Here is a 14,290-nt window from a genome sequence, read left to right on the forward strand (position 1 = left end):
GAGAACCGCATGGCACCCGGCCTTCCCACCGCCATGGACCGACCGCACTTCATCGGCATCGGTGGGGCGGGCATGTCGGGGATCGCGAAGATCCTCGCCCAGCGCGGGGCCGTCGTCGCGGGCAGCGACGCCAAGGAGTCGGCCACGGCCGAGGCGCTGCGGGCGCTCGGCGTGACCGTGCACATCGGGCACGCCGCCGCGCACCTGGCCGACGACGCCAGCTGCGTGGTCGTGTCCTCGGCGATCCGGCAGGACAACCCCGAGCTGGCCCGCGCCGCCGAGCTGGGCATCCCCGTCGTGCACCGCTCCGACGCGCTCGCCGCGCTGATGGACGGGCTGCGGCCGATCGCCGTCGCGGGCACGCACGGCAAGACCACCACCACCTCGATGCTGGCCGTGTCGCTGAGCGAACTGGGCCTGCAGCCCTCGTACGCGATCGGCGGCGACCTGGACGCGCCCGGCTCGAACGCGCTGCACGGCGAGGGCGAGATCTTCGTCGCCGAGGCCGACGAGTCGGACCGCAGCTTCCACAAGTACGCGCCCGGGGTGGCGATCGTCCTCAACGTCGAGCTCGACCACCACGCCAACTACGCGTCGATGGACGAGATCTACGCCTCCTTCGAGACGTTCGTGGACCGGATCACCGAGGGCGGCACCCTGGTGATCGCCGCCGACCACGAGGGCGCGCGGGAGCTGACCCGGCGGGTCGCCGGCCGCGGGGTGAAGGTGGTGACCTACGGCGAGTCCGCGGACGCCGCGGTGCGGATCCTGTCCGTCGTGCCGCAGGGCCTGAAGAGCGAGGTCACCGTCGACCTGGACGGCGAGCGGCTGACCTTCACGGTCTCCGTCCCCGGGCGGCACTACGCCCACAACGCGGTCGCGGCCCTGGCCGCGGGCGTGGCGCTCGGGGTGCCGGCCGCCGGCCTGGCCGGCGCGATCGCCGCGTACACGGGCGTCAAGCGCCGGCTGCAGCTCAAGGGCGAGGCCGCGGGCGTGCAGGTGATCGACTCCTACGCGCACCACCCCACCGAGATGACGGCCGACCTGGAGGCCATGCGCGCCGCGGCGGGCGACGCCCGCATCCTGGTCGTCTTCCAGCCCCACCTGTTCTCCCGCACCCAGGAGCTCGGCAAGGAGATGGGGCAGTCGCTGGCCCTCGCGGACGCGTCCGTGGTGCTGGACATCTACCCGGCCCGCGAGGACCCGATCCCCGGGGTGACCAGCGAGCTGATCATCGAGGCGGCCCGGGCCGCGGGTGCCGACGTCACGCCGGTGCACGACAAGGCGGACGTCCCCGCGGTGGTCGCGGGAATGGCGAAGCCCGGTGATCTCGTTCTCACCATGGGAGCGGGCGACGTCACCGACCTCGGCCCGCTGATCCTGGACCGTCTGTAGAACCGAGGGGCTGGAGGCTCATGCCGTACGACGTTCAGAAGCCGGACGAGCAGTGGCGCGCGGAACTGTCCCCGGGCGAGTACGCGGTACTGCGGCAGGCGGCCACCGAGCCCGCCTTCACCGGTGAGTACACCGACACCAAGACCCGGGGCGTCTACTCCTGCCGCGCGTGCGGCGCGGAGCTGTTCACCTCGGACACCAAGTTCGAGTCGCACTGCGGCTGGCCGTCCTTCTTCGACCCGAAGGACACCGACGCGGTGGAACTGATCGAGGACCGCTCGCACGGCATGGTGCGCACCGAGGTGCGGTGCGCACGGTGCGGCTCGCACCTCGGGCACGTCTTCGAGGGCGAGGGGTACCCCACGCCCACCGACCAGCGGTACTGCATCAACAGCATCGCGCTGCGGCTGGAGCCTCAGGAGGGCTGAGCCGGGGGCGCCTCACCGCAGCCGGCACTCCCGCTGCGTGAGGCGCCGGGTGTCCCCGGCGGTGCGCCGGCACAGCACGACGGTGTCGGTGGTGCCGTCGTGGGCGCGGCGCACCGCCTTGAGGACGATGCTGTGCCCGGTGCGGTCGCCGTACAGCGCGGCGCCGGTGAAGTCGATGGTGCCGGTCGCCATGCCCTCGATCTTGACGCTGCGCAGGTTCACCCAGGTCGAGGCGCGGCTCTGCGGCCGGTCGCCGCGGGTGGCCGCCCAGAACAGGGCGCGGGTCGCGTCGTGGGCGAGGGCGGTCTGGCCGCTGGCCAGGGCGGGACTGTCGTGGCGCAGCCGGTGGCCGCGCAGGCCGGGCAGGTGCTCGGCCGCGTCCAGGTAGAAGGCCGTCCTGGTGGCGGCCCTCTCCAGTTCGGCCAGGGCCGCGTGGTACAGCGTGACGTCCGGCGCCACGGACTGGCCGCCGCCCGCGAAGTCCGCCTTGGACAGGTCGTCGCCGGTCAGGATCGCCAGCGGCTTGCCCGCGCAGCCCGGCTCCGTGCCCAGCTGCGTCATCAGCGGGTCGACGTCCTCCACCCGGCCCGCGAAGTAGATGACCGACGGCACCCGGCCGCTCCGGCAGATCTCCTGTGCGTGGGAGCGCAGTTCCGGCTTGCCGCCGCTGAGCTCGTAGCGGCGCTCGGGGTGCAGGGTGAAGCCCTGCCGCTGGAGCATGCGCCGGCCGTAGCGGGCCTGCTCGTCGGTGTACAGGTCGTCGGTGCGGGTCGTGTCCCGGGCGAGGACCAGGGCGTACTGCCGTCGGTCCGGAGTGCGCAACTGTGCTGCTATCAGGCCGAGTTGGCGGGTCTGCCACTCGTCGGTGGCGGCCAGGCTGAACCAGTTGGCGAACTCGCGCGGCAGATACGTCGCGGAGTTGGTGCCGGAGACCACCGGGAGCCCGGCCCGCATCAGGATCCGCGTCGTCGCCCGGCTGGACTTCAGGTCCCGGCCGGTGCCCACCACCCCCACCACGGTGGGGTCGTGCGCGGCGTACGCGGCGATCGCCTCGGCCATCTCCTCCTGGTGGCCCAGGTCCACCCCGCCGTTGGCGATCAGCACCCGCAGCTTGACGCTGGAGTTCTCGTTCACCACCGCCTGCGCCAGGTACACCCCGGCCAGTTCCTCGGCGCCCTTCACGAGCGAGGACCCCGAGTCGGTGTCGGCGCTGAGCGGCCCGGCGTAGACGACGGTGACGTACGCGCCGCCGTGGCGGGCCGGCACACCGGCGTTCTGCCGGGCTATGCGGTCCTCCAGTTCGGCCACCGTCCACGGGCGGCCGCCGCCCGCGGTGAGGGCGGCGTCGTCGTCCCCGGAGACGGGGGCGGGCAGCCAGTCGGCGAAGCGGACGCCGCCCGTGGCGATGCCGATGCACTCGGTGGACCCGCCGGGGGTCTGAGCGCGTCTGGTGTCCCGGTTGGCGGTCAGCACCGACGCCGAGCAGTACCGGTCGTGCAGGGCGTCGGCCCGCATCACGGTGCCCGCGGTCAGCAGGGCGACGACCAGGACCAGGGTGTGCAGCGCCCACACCAGCCGGGCGAACGTCGGCCGGGCCGAGGCCCGCCGGTGGGGGCGGCCCTCCTCGACGGGGCCGAGCTGGTCGTGCGGCAGCGGGATCTTCATCACCCAGGGCAGCACGGACCGCTCCCGGCTGGGCGACTGCTCGGCCCGCAGATTGTGCGCCCACTCCCGGTACCAGGTGCGCAGCCGGTCACCGAACTTGGGCGGCTCGGCGGCCGGCGCGGGCGGCGTCCGCACCACGCTGCGCTCCAGCAGGGGCACGTCGTCCGCGCGCACGGCGGCGACCACGAGCAACGGGTCCAGCTCACTGCGCCTGCTGCGCACGTCGCTGATCGCGCGGATCAGTTCGATGCCGCCGTTGCGGTCGTCCGCCCGCGGCAGGAACAGCACCGGCGGACGCGGCCGCTTGAAGCCGCGCAGGTCCCAGCTCCACCTGCGGTGGTTGTCGCGCAGGTCCTCCCGCAGCGCCAGCACGCACAGCTGGAGGTGGAAGTCGCCGCCCGACTTCAGCGCCTCGGCCACGCCGTGGGCCCGGGCGGCGATCGCCTTCCAGGAGCGCACCGGGCGCAGCAGCGAGGCCTCGGTGGGCTGGTCCTGGTCCGCCGCCCTGAGGAAGGTCGTCGTCATGAACCAGCGGCTCTCCCGGCGCAGCCACAGGAAGATCGGCGCCCGGCCGGGCAGCACGTAGTTGAGGACGGTCAGCAGCAGCAGGAACACCAGACCGGCACCGACGGCGACGTACCACTCGCTGCGCGCCAGGAGCGCGGCGAGCACCGTGACCAGGCTGGCCGGGAGGATGTGCGCCATGTCGAACAGCGGCAGGCCCGAGCGCCAGCGCGCCGTGTTCCGCGGCCGCCAGCGCTGCTCGGCCAGCTGGTCGAGCAGCAGCTGCCGCTGGTCCTGGCCGGCCCCCGGGCTGTCCGGGGCGGGCGCCGGCCACTGGTCGCCGAGCGCGGTGACCGCGTCCTCGACGGCGTGCACCAGCCGCAGCCGCGGGAAGGCGTAGCGCCGGTAGACCGACTTCGGGCCGCCCCACTTCTTCGGGTCGCTCAGCGCGCGCACCATCGCCGCGGCCCGGCGCACCTCCGTGCCGGCCTCGTAGGCGTCCTGCGCGACCGCGCAGCGCGTGCCGTGCGCCCCCTGGCCCGTATGCAGCTGCCGCACCAGCGCGGCCACCGCCTCGTCGTCGGCGCCGTCCTGCGCGTGGACGACGAAGACCGGCATGGGCGGCTCGGTGCTCGTGCGGAAGTCCTGGATGAGGATCTCGAGCTGGTTCTGGAGGTGGACGCCGGCACCGGTGTCCGGCGTCCCGTCGTGCCCCCCGGGACAGACCGGCGGCGTGCGGTCGCTGTTCACCATGGGCAACCCCCGTTCACCTTCGGTGAGTTACGAGGTTAACCGCTGCGGGTGGGGTGCGAGTGGGTGACGGGCCGACTCCGGTTTCCCCGGGCCGGCCGCGGCCCGTCGCGCGGACCTCGGACCGGCACCCCGGCCTCCGCCACCGGGAAGCCCGGGCTGCGCAGCACCCGCCCGCCCTCCTCGACCGCGAACACCTCGCACTGCTCCCGGGACGCCGCCCACCGCGCGCCCTCGTCCCCGAGCGCGAACGCCGCCGTCGCCACCGCGTCGGCCTCCGTCAGGGTCGGGGCCACGACGGTCACGGAGAGCAGTCCGGTCGCCGGACGTCCGGTGCGCCCGTCGAGGATGTGGTCCCCGCGTTCGTAGCGTGCCGAGGTCGCGACCGCCCCGTCGGTGAGGCCGACGACCGCGCAGAGCGCGCCGGCGTCCTCGGGATGGCGCACGCCGACGCGCCAGGGGCCGCCGCCGACGACGACGTCACCGCCCGCGTTGAGGCAGAAGCGGCGGGCGCCGGCGGTGCGCAGCAGTTCCGCGCCGCGCTGCACCGACCAGCCCTTCACCACGGCGCACGGGTCGAGACCCCGCCCCGGCAGCCGGGCGTCGAAGGCGCCCCCGGTGGCCAGCCGGTACTCCTCGCACAGGTCCAGCACCTCCCGCAACGCCGGGCCGACGACGGGCAGTTCGCCCCGGTCCAGCCGGGACACCTCGCTGTCCGGCCGGAACGGGCTGAACCGCGCGTCCGTCTCGCGCAGCCACGCGAACAGCTCCTCCACCGGACCTGCCGGGAACCCCGGGTCGTCGACGCGGACCGACACCGGGAACCCCATGACGTGCTCCACGCGCCGCACGGCTCAGTCCCGCGCGTCGAGGGCGGCCTGGAGGGACTCCCGGTAGCCGTCGCTGGTGACCGTCGCACCGGACACCGTGTCGACGTCGGCGCTCTGCTCCCGCAGCGTCTCCTCGATCAGCCGCGGCACCGCGGCCGTGGTCTGCGGGTGGTCCGGCTGCCGCAGCATCCGCACCGAGGCGATCCGGTCGCCCTCGAAGGCCACCTCGACCTGCACCGGCCCCTTCTCGGTGTCCACCGTGGGACCGGCGACGACCGTGGCCGCGCCGCCCGGCGAGGACACCGAGGGCGTGGACGCCGGGGCCGGGGCGGCGGCCGGCGGCGAGCCGGTGCCCGGCGACGGGGCGTAGCGCCAGACCGGGATCAGGCCCGCGACGCTGAGGACGAGGACGGGTACGGCTCGTTTCACGACGGTCTCCTCGTCATCCGGCCAGGCTGAAGCGTTCGAAGTGGATCTGCGGCCGGGGCACGCCCAGGGCACGCAGGGAGCCGAGCACCGCGGTCATCATCGGCGGCGGGCCGCACAGGTAGACGTCCCGGCCGGCGATGTCCGGCGCCAGCCGGGCCAGTTCCCCGGGCGCCAGCCGGTCGGGCACCGGCGGTCCGGTCACCACGTGCAGCTCGGCGCCCCTGGCCCGTGCCAGCTCGCTCAGCTCGCCGCGCAGGACCGCCTCCCGGTCCGTGGCGACCCGGTAGATCACCACCGCGTGACCGTCCAGCTCCTCCAGCAGCGCCCGGATCGGCGTCACCCCCACGCCCCCGGCGATCAGCACCACGTCCGGGCGGGTGCGGTGCAGGGCGGTGAACGCGCCGTAGGGCCCCTCGGCGAAGACCCGTGTGCCCGGCCGGAGATGCCGCAGGGCCGCGCTGCCCGGACCGGCCCGCTTCACGGTCAGCCGGAGGGTGCGGCCGTCCGGTGCGGCGGACAGGGAGAACGGGTTCGCCTGCCACCAGCGGTCCCGCGTCAGGAAGCGCCACAGGAAGAACTGCCCGGCCCGCGCGGGCAGCCGGTCCAGATCACGGCCGGTGACGTGGACGGACACCACGTCGTCGTTCTCGGGGACGACGGCCGTCACGCGCAGCCGGTGCCGCAGGTTGCGCCGCAGCGGCAGCACCAGGCGGCCGGCGCACACCGAGGCCAGCGCCGCGCCCCACAGGACGTACCAGTACGCCGTCGCCGCCGGGGACGAGGCGAACGTCGTCCCCGCCGCGACCTGGTGCGTGAAGGCCAGCACCACCGCCACATAGGTGTACAGGTGGACGAAGTGCCAGGTCTCGTAGGCCAGTCGGCGCCGGGCGAAGCGGGCCGAGAGGGTCCCGACGACCAGGAGGAGCGCGAGGGCGACGATCGCGCGCAGCACGCCCTCGACCGTCTCCGCGAGGTCCACCAGCTGGTTCACCGGGTCCAGCGACGAGGACCGTGCGTAGCCGAAGACGACGAACACCGCGTGCGACAGCAGCAGCCACAGCACCGAGAAGCCCGTCCACCGGTGCCAGGACGTCAGCCGGTCCATGCCGATCCGCCGGTCGAACCAGGGCAGCCGGGCCACCAGCAGCAGCTGGAACGCCATGAGCAGGGACGCGTACAGGCCGGTCAGCCGGCCCAGCACGAGCAGCGCGTTCGAGGCGAAACCGGCCTGCACGAAGAACACGGCCACCGCGACGGCGTTGGCCAGCAGCACCGCGTACAGGCCGGCGCGTCCCACCACGCGGGGGCGCACCCCCGGCCGGGCCGCCACAGGAGGGTGTCGGAGGGTGGTCACCGTCGGCAGCTCCTTGATCGGGTCCTGGGTACACCGAGCTTGGCGCGGGGGAGCTGTCGGGAAGCTGTCGCCGGACTTTCAAGTGGTTATCGATCCCGGGGGAGGGGCCGGGCGGCCGTGGCGGTCCCGGAACCGTGCCGCAGTATGGGGGCGTGGAGAAAGTACGACTGCTCGTCGTCGACGACGACCCGCCGATCGCCGACCTCGTCGCGACCGTCGCCCGCTACGAGGGCTGGGAGGCGGTCACCGCGTACACCGGCGAGGACGCGCTGCGGCGGGCCGCCGACTTCCACCCGGACATCGTGGTGCTCGACCTGATGCTGCCCGGCGTGGACGGCTTCGGTGTCCTGGACCGGCTGCGGGCCTCCGGCACGATGGTGCCGGTGGTGTTCCTCACCGCCCGCGACGGCGTCGCCGACCGGGTCGCGGGCCTGACCCGGGGCGGCGACGACTACCTCGTGAAGCCGTTCGCGGTGGAGGAGCTGATGGCCCGGCTGCGGACCGTGCTGCGGCGCAGCGCCGGGCCGTCCTTCCAGCGGTCCGTGCTGCGTGTCGGCGACCTGACGATGGACGAGGACACCCGCGAGGTGCGGCGCGGCGCGAGGCTGCTGTCGCTGACCCCGACCGAGTACGAGGTGCTGCGCTACCTGCTGCGCAAGTCCCCCACCGTGCTCACCAAGGCGCAGATCCTCGACCACGTCTGGGAGTACGGCTTCGGCGGCCGCTCCAACGTCGTCGAACTGGTCGTCAGCCGGCTGCGCCGCAAGCTCGACGAGTCCGGCGACGGCGCCGCCCCGCTGATCCACACCGTGCGGGGCTTCGGATACGTGCTGCGCCAGGCCGCCGAGTGATCGCCCGGCTGAGGCGGACCTACCGCAGGATGCGCCTGGGCACCCGGCTGGCCCTGGGCCTGGGCGCCCTGTCCCTGGTCGTCTTCGCCGTCGTCGGCACGGCCCTGACCACGTACATGCGCGACTACCTGTCGGCCCAGCTCGACACCCAGCTCGCCCAGGCACAGCTCGCCCAGTCCAAGAGCATCGCCGACTACGGCACCCTCTCCGGCAAGAAGTACTACAGCTGGTTCTACGCCGTGTACGACGTGTCGGACGGCAGGCCCGAGCTGCGGCGGCCCGAGGACCCGGTCGACCTGCCGCAGGACGTCGACGACTTCACCGCGCTGGCCTCGGCGCAGACCGCCGCCCACACCGAACTGCTGCGCACCGAGCACCTGAAGGGCGCCGGCACCTACCGGCTGCGCGCCTGCGAGGTCGAGCCCGGCGTCGTCCTGGTCAGCGCCGCCCCCATGGACGAGATCCAGGACACCGTCGGGCAGCTGATCACCATCCAGGTCGTCACCTTCGCCCTCGCGCTGCTCGCCCTGGTCGTCTTCGGCCGCCGCATGCTGCGCCGCGGCCTGAAGCCGCTCAGCGACATGGCGACCACCGCGCACGGCATCGCCTCGCACGACCTGACCGAGTCGGCGGCCCGGCTGCCGCTGCGCGCCGACGGCCGCGACGGCGGACCCGAGGTGGACGAACTGCGCACCGCCTTCAACACGATGCTGGAGCACATCGACTCCTCCCTCGCCGTGCGCGCCGAGGCCGAGCAGCGGCTGCGCCGGTTCGTCGCCGACGCCTCGCACGAACTGCGCACCCCGCTGATGTCGGTGCGCGGCTACGCCGACCTCTTCCAGTACGCGGCCGCCAACGCCCCCGCCGAACGCGACCGGCACCTGGCCCGCCTGCGCGCCGAGGCGGCCCGCATGGGCGTCCTCCTCGACGACCTGCTGCTGCTCGCCCGGCTGGACGCGGCCGAGGTGGACACGCCCCTGCGCCTGGAGGACGCCGACCTGACCGACCTGGTCGGCCAGGCCGCCGAGGCCTTCCGCGCGGGCCGGCCCGACCACCCCCTGACCGTGTCGGCGGGGCCGGGGCCGGTACGGCTGCGGATGGACCCGCTGCGCATCCGCCAGGTGCTGGACAACCTGCTGACCAATGCCGCCGTGCACACCCCGGCCGGGACGCGGGTGTCGGTGCAGGTGCTCCCCGTGCCCGGCGCGGCCGAGGTACGGGTCGCCGACACCGGCCCGGGCATCCCGCCGCAGGACCGGGCCCGGGTCTTCGACCGCTTCTACCGCGTCGACAGGGCCCGCAGCCGCGACCGCGGCGGCAGCGGACTCGGCCTCGCGGTCGCCCGCTCCCTGGTCCGCGCCCACGGCGGCCGGATCGAGGTCACGAGCGAACCGGGGGCGACCGTCTTCACCGTCCGCCTGCCGGTGCGGGAAGCGGCCCCCGCAACCCCGTGACGTGCGCCCTCTAGACTCGCACCGGACAACAGCCCGCACGACCACGGCCAGCAGCGTCCGCCAACCCGAAGGGCCCCGGCGTCTTGATACGGATGGAATCAGTCACCAAGCGGTACCCCGACGGCACGGTGGCCGTCGACCGCCTGTCCCTGGAGATACCCGACCGCTCGATCACCGTCCTCGTGGGGCCGTCGGGCTGCGGCAAGACCACCACCCTGCGCATGATCAACAGGATGGTCGAACCGAGCGAGGGAACGATCCTCCTCGACGGCGAGGACATCCAGCGCCGCCCCGTCACCGCCCTGCGCCGGTCCATGGGGTACGTCATCCAGAACGCCGGTCTCTTCCAGCACCGCACGATCGCCGACAACATCGCGACCGTGCCGCGCATGCTCGGCTGGGGCAAGCAGAAGGCCCGGGCGCGGGCCGGTGAACTCATGGAGCGCGTGGGCCTCGACCCCGCCCTCGCCGGGCGGTACCCCTACCAGCTCTCCGGCGGTCAGCAGCAGCGCGTCGGCGTGGCCCGGGCGCTGGCCGCCGACCCGCCCGTCCTGCTGATGGACGAGCCGTTCTCAGCCGTCGACCCGGTGGTCCGCAAGGGGCTTCAGGACGAACTGCTGCGCATCCAGGACGAGTTGGGCAAGACCATCGTCTTCGTCACCCACGACATCGACGAGGCGATCAAACTCGGCACGACGGTCGCCGTGCTGCGCGAGGGCGGCCGCCTCGCCCAGTACGCGCCGCCCGCCGAGCTGCTGTCCAGCCCCGCCGACAGCTTCGTCGAGGACTTCCTCGGCGCCGACCGCGGCATCCGGCGCCTGTCGTTCTTCCCGTCCGCGCACCTCCCGCTGAGCACCGGCCCGGTGATCCCGCTCGACGCCACCGCCGCGCAGATCACCGCCCCCGACGCCCCCTGGCTCCTGGTCACCGACGCCGACGGCCGCCCCCTCGGCTGGGGCGAGCGGCGTGACCTGACGGCCGGTGACATCCGGACCGACCGGCTCGTCCCGCCCGGACGGCCCTTCGTGCCCGGCGCCGACTCGCTGCGGGTCGCCCTCGACTGCGCGGTGCTCTCCCCGGCCGGCCACGCCGTCGCCGTGGACGGCACCGGCCGCGTGACCGGGGTGGTCTCCCAGCAGACCATCGGCGAGGCCATCCGCAGCGCCCACGCCGCCGACGTGGCCGAGGTCGCCTCGTGAACGGCTTCTTCGACATCCCCAGCGACCTCCAGCACAGCTGGCTCGGGCTGGTCGGGCTGCACCTGCGCGAGGCCCTGCTGCCGGTCCTGGCCGGTCTGCTGCTGGCCCTGCCGCTCGCCCAGCTCTGCGTCCGCTTCCGTTGGCTGTACCCGCCCGTCCTCGGCGTCACCACCGTCCTCTACGCGGTGCCGTCCCTGGCCTTCTTCGTCGTCCTCATCGACTACACCGGCCAGACCGAACTGACCGTGATGATCCCGCTGGCCGTCTACAGCCTCGTGGTGCTCGTCCCGGCCATCGTCGACGGGGTCCGCTCGGTCCCGCCGGAGACCCTGGCCGCCGCCACCGCCATGGGCTTCGGGCCCGTACGCCGCTACCTGCAGGTGCAGTTGCCGATCGCCGTGCCCGCCCTCGTCGCCGGGCTCCGGGTCGCCACCGTCTCCAGCATCTCCCTGGTCAGCGTGGGCACCCTCATCGGCAACCAGGGCGCCCTCGGCAACCTGCTCGCCGACGCGCAGAAGTACGACCGCCCCGAGCTGGCCGTCAACTCCGTGCTCACCACGGCCGTCCTGGCGATCCTGTGCGACGCGCTGCTGGTCCTGCTGCGCGTCCTGCTCACCCCCTGGATGCCGAACGCCCGGCGCGACCGCCGTGCGGCCGGCACCCGCGGGGCGGCCCCGGCGGCGCAGGAGGCCGCCCGGTGAACGTCCTCACCTTCGTCCAGGCCTTCTTCGGCGACAGCGCCCACTGGCAGGGCTACGACGGCATCCCTCAGCGCCTGCTCGAACACGTCCAGTACTCGCTGCTCGCCCTCGCCCTCGCCGCCGCCATCGGCCTGCCCGTCGGGCTGCTGACCGGGCACACCGGGCGCGGCGGCAACGCCCTGGCCCTCATCGCCACCGCGGCCCGCGCGCTGCCCAGCTTCGGCCTGCTGGTGCTCATCGTCATCGTGATGGGCTTCGGTCTGCTGCCGGTGATGATCCCGCTGGTCGTGCTGGCCGTCCCGCCGATCCTGGTGACCACCTACGAGGCGGTGCGCACCGTCGACCCGTCCCCGGTGGACGCCGCCCGCGGGATGGGCATGCGGGAGTCGCGGATCCTGTTCCAGGTCGAACTGCCCGTCGCCCTGCCGCTGATCCTGAGCGGCCTGCGCTCCGCGGCCATCCAGATCGTCTCCACCGCCACCATCGCCGCGTACGTCAGCCTCGGCGGCCTCGGCCGCTACATCGTCGACGGGCTCTACCAGCGCGACTACGAGAAGGTGGTCGGCGGCGCCACGCTGGTCGCCGTCCTGGCCCTCGTCACGCTGGCGGTCTTCTGGGCGGCGGGCCGCCTGGCCGTGTCGCCCGGTGTGCGCAGACGCTGAGATCCCCACCGGATCCGTGGGAAAACCGTGACGAGGACGACCTTGACTGATCGTGAGGCCGCTGGATTGGATCGACGGATGACTTCCACCGTGCACAACAGCTGGTCCAGGACGAGGAACACCGGTGCGGCGGCCGTCGCGCTCGCCGCGGCGGCACTGCTCGCCGGCTGTTCGTCCGGTGACACCTCCGACGACCCCCTGGCGGGCGAGAAGGCCGAGAAGGGCACCGTCGTCGTCGGCTCCAACAACTTCGCCGAGTCCACCCTGCTCGCCGACATCTACGGCGAGGCGCTCAAGGCCAAGGGCATCGAGGTCGCCTACAAGCACAACATCGGCAGCCGCGAGACCACCTACGGGCTGATGAAGAACGGCTCCGTCACCGTGCTCCCCGAGTACAACGGCTCCCTGCTCGCCTACCTCGACCCCAAGGCCGGGCAGAAGTCCGCGGACGCCGTGAACGAGGCCGTCAAGGCCAAGCTGGACAAGAAGCTGACGCTGCTGAAGTCCTCGCCGGCCGAGGACAAGGACTCGGTCACCGTCAACGCCGAGACGGCGAAGAAGTACAAGCTGACCTCCTCCTCCACCCTCGCCGACCTCAAGGACGCGGCCCCCGACCTGGTGATCGGCGGCTCGCCCGAGTTCCAGACCCGGCACCAGGGCCTGAAGGGCCTGAAGTCGGTGTACGGGCTGGAGTTCAAGTCCTTCAAGGCGCTCGACGCGGGCGGCCCGCTCACCCAGGCGGCGCTGACCCGCAACACCGTCCAGGCGGCCGACGTCTTCACCACGGACCCGGCCATCGTGAAGGAGAAGTTCGTCGTCCTGAAGGACCCGGAGAACCTCTTCGGCTTCGCGAACGTGACCCCGCTGGTCAACCGGAGCGGACTGCCGAAGGAGGGCGCCGACGTGCTCGACGCGGTCTCCGCGAAGCTGGACACCGAGACGCTCCGGGACCTCGACGCCCAGGTCCAGCTGGAGAAGAAGGACCCGCTCGACGTCGCGAAGGCGTGGCTGAAGTCGGCGGGTCTGAGCTGACGGGTCTGAGCCGAAGGACCGGATCTGACGGGCCGGACAGGGGGACCCGGGTGGCGAAGGCCGCCCGGGTCCCGCCCGTTGCGGGGCGGGTCCCCGCGCGAGACCGCTCAGGCCCGCACCGCCGACGCGATCAGCTGGTCGATCAGGGCGATCAGCACGTCCCGGCACGACTCCCTGTCCCGCGCGTCGCACAGCAGCACCTGCACGTGCTCCGGCACCGCGAGGGCCTCCCGGATGTCCTCGGGCGGATAGGGGTGTTCGCCGTAGAAGCCGTTGACGGCGACGACGAACGGGATGCCCCGGCGTTCGAAGAAGTCGATCGCGGCGAAACTCGACTCCGGGCGGCGGACGTCGACCAGCACCACGGCGCCGAGCGCGCCGAGGGCCAGGTCGTTCCACATGAACCAGAAGCGCTGCTGGCCCGGTGTGCCGAACAGGTACAGCACCAGGTCCCGGCTGAGGGTGATGCGGCCGAAGTCCAGGGCCACCGTGGTGGCCCGTTTCTCCTCGATGCCGTCCAGGTCGTCGACCCCGAGACCGGCCATGGTCAGGGGTTCCTCGGTGCGCAGCGGGGCGATCTCGCTGACCGATCCGACCAGGGTCGTCTTGCCGACGCCGAAGCCCCCGGCGATGAGGATCTTGACCGTGTCGGGTGCGGAGGCGTCGGTGACGTCGTCAGAGCCGGCCAAGGCCGTCCCTCACTTTCTGCAGCAGGTCCAGGTCCGGTGTGGTGCGGGTGACGAGCCGCGGCGGGCGGACGGTGATCCGGCCCGCCTCCAGCAGGTCGCAGAGCAGGATCACGACCACGCTCACCGGCAGGTCCAGCCGGGCCGCGATCTCGGCCACGGCGACCGGCTCGGCGCACAGCCGGAGGATCCGCAGATGCTCGGGCTGACAGCGGACCGCCGCGGCCGGCGGGGGATCGACCGCGGTGACCGTCGAGATGAGCGTGAAGTCGCCGCGGCTGGGCCGCGTCCGGCCACCGGTCAGGGTGAACGGTCTGACCAGCCGGCCCGCCGGATCGCCCTCGCCCACC

Annotated in this window: 14 protein-coding genes; 8 read left to right on the top strand and 6 right to left on the bottom strand. The window is 73.3% G+C overall.

The features are described from left to right. The first annotated feature begins 9 nt into the window (after positions 1–9). Positions 10–1,395, top strand: coding sequence for a UDP-N-acetylmuramate--L-alanine ligase (gene murC, locus ACZ4M5_RS00195; protein ID WP_467731432.1), 1,386 nt, complete (start codon positions 10–12; stop codon positions 1,393–1,395). Between the two features lie 20 nt (positions 1,396–1,415). Then, positions 1,416–1,823 (top strand): peptide-methionine (R)-S-oxide reductase MsrB, encoded by a 408-nt coding sequence (msrB, locus tag ACZ4M5_RS00200; protein ID WP_467731434.1) that lies wholly within the window; start codon positions 1,416–1,418, stop codon positions 1,821–1,823. A 12-nt stretch (positions 1,824–1,835) separates the two neighbouring features. Here msrB and ACZ4M5_RS00205 read toward each other — a convergent pair whose 3' ends face one another. The 4 genes from ACZ4M5_RS00205 to ACZ4M5_RS00220 are packed head-to-tail and all read right to left on the bottom strand — an operon-like array spanning position 1,836 to position 7,301. Continuing rightward, positions 1,836–4,745: a type 1 periplasmic-binding domain-containing protein gene (locus ACZ4M5_RS00205; RefSeq protein WP_467731436.1), complete on the bottom strand. Its 2,910-nt coding sequence runs from the start codon at positions 4,743–4,745 to the stop codon at positions 1,836–1,838. 35 nt (positions 4,746–4,780) lie between these two features. Further along, entirely contained in the window at positions 4,781–5,593 is an 813-nt protein-coding gene (locus tag ACZ4M5_RS00210) for an FAD:protein FMN transferase (protein ID WP_467731438.1), read from the bottom strand. Positions 5,594–5,596: 3 nt separating this feature from the next. After that, positions 5,597–6,001 (bottom strand): FMN-binding protein, encoded by a 405-nt coding sequence (locus ACZ4M5_RS00215; RefSeq protein WP_467731440.1) that lies wholly within the window; start codon positions 5,999–6,001, stop codon positions 5,597–5,599. 13 nt (positions 6,002–6,014) lie between these two features. After that, entirely contained in the window at positions 6,015–7,301 is a 1,287-nt protein-coding gene (locus tag ACZ4M5_RS00220) for a ferredoxin reductase family protein (protein WP_467732806.1), read from the bottom strand. A gap of 206 nt (positions 7,302–7,507) precedes the next feature. Here ACZ4M5_RS00220 and ACZ4M5_RS00225 point away from each other — a divergent pair, with 206 nt between their 5' ends. The 6 genes from ACZ4M5_RS00225 to ACZ4M5_RS00250 all read left to right on the top strand — a co-directional run bounded on the left by ACZ4M5_RS00225 (position 7,508) and on the right by ACZ4M5_RS00250 (position 13,254). After that, complete coding sequence (locus tag ACZ4M5_RS00225; protein ID WP_369195271.1) at positions 7,508–8,206, top strand: response regulator transcription factor; 699 nt, start codon at positions 7,508–7,510, stop codon at positions 8,204–8,206. After that, positions 8,203–9,660 carry a sensor histidine kinase gene (locus ACZ4M5_RS00230; RefSeq protein WP_467731443.1) on the top strand — a complete coding sequence of 486 codons (1,458 nt, stop codon included), beginning with the start codon at positions 8,203–8,205 and terminating at the stop codon, positions 9,658–9,660. Before ACZ4M5_RS00225 ends, ACZ4M5_RS00230 begins: the two co-directional genes overlap by 4 nt. A gap of 83 nt (positions 9,661–9,743) precedes the next feature. Continuing rightward, a complete protein-coding gene (locus ACZ4M5_RS00235) occupies positions 9,744–10,859 on the top strand; it encodes an ABC transporter ATP-binding protein (RefSeq protein ID WP_467731445.1) in 1,116 nt (371 codons plus the stop codon). Then, complete coding sequence (locus tag ACZ4M5_RS00240; RefSeq protein ID WP_467731447.1) at positions 10,856–11,560, top strand: ABC transporter permease; 705 nt, start codon at positions 10,856–10,858, stop codon at positions 11,558–11,560. The genes ACZ4M5_RS00235 and ACZ4M5_RS00240 overlap by 4 nt, the downstream gene beginning before the upstream one ends. Continuing rightward, entirely contained in the window at positions 11,557–12,222 is a 666-nt protein-coding gene (locus ACZ4M5_RS00245) for an ABC transporter permease (RefSeq protein ID WP_467731449.1), read from the top strand. The genes ACZ4M5_RS00240 and ACZ4M5_RS00245 overlap by 4 nt, the downstream gene beginning before the upstream one ends. A gap of 78 nt (positions 12,223–12,300) precedes the next feature. Continuing rightward, positions 12,301–13,254 (top strand): ABC transporter substrate-binding protein, encoded by a 954-nt coding sequence (locus ACZ4M5_RS00250; RefSeq protein WP_467731451.1) that lies wholly within the window; start codon positions 12,301–12,303, stop codon positions 13,252–13,254. Positions 13,255–13,361: 107 nt separating this feature from the next. Here the strand turns inward: ACZ4M5_RS00250 and ACZ4M5_RS00255 are convergent, their stop codons facing one another. Both ACZ4M5_RS00255 and ACZ4M5_RS00260 read right to left on the bottom strand, forming a co-directional pair. Continuing rightward, a complete protein-coding gene (locus ACZ4M5_RS00255; protein WP_467731453.1) occupies positions 13,362–13,943 on the bottom strand; it encodes a GTP-binding protein in 582 nt (193 codons plus the stop codon). Beyond that, a complete protein-coding gene (locus ACZ4M5_RS00260; protein WP_369195264.1) occupies positions 13,930–14,289 on the bottom strand; it encodes a DUF742 domain-containing protein in 360 nt (119 codons plus the stop codon). Before ACZ4M5_RS00260 ends, ACZ4M5_RS00255 begins: the two co-directional genes overlap by 14 nt. Position 14,290 lies beyond the last annotated feature (1 nt).

Source organism: Streptomyces sp. NPDC026246 (assembly GCF_055567995.1).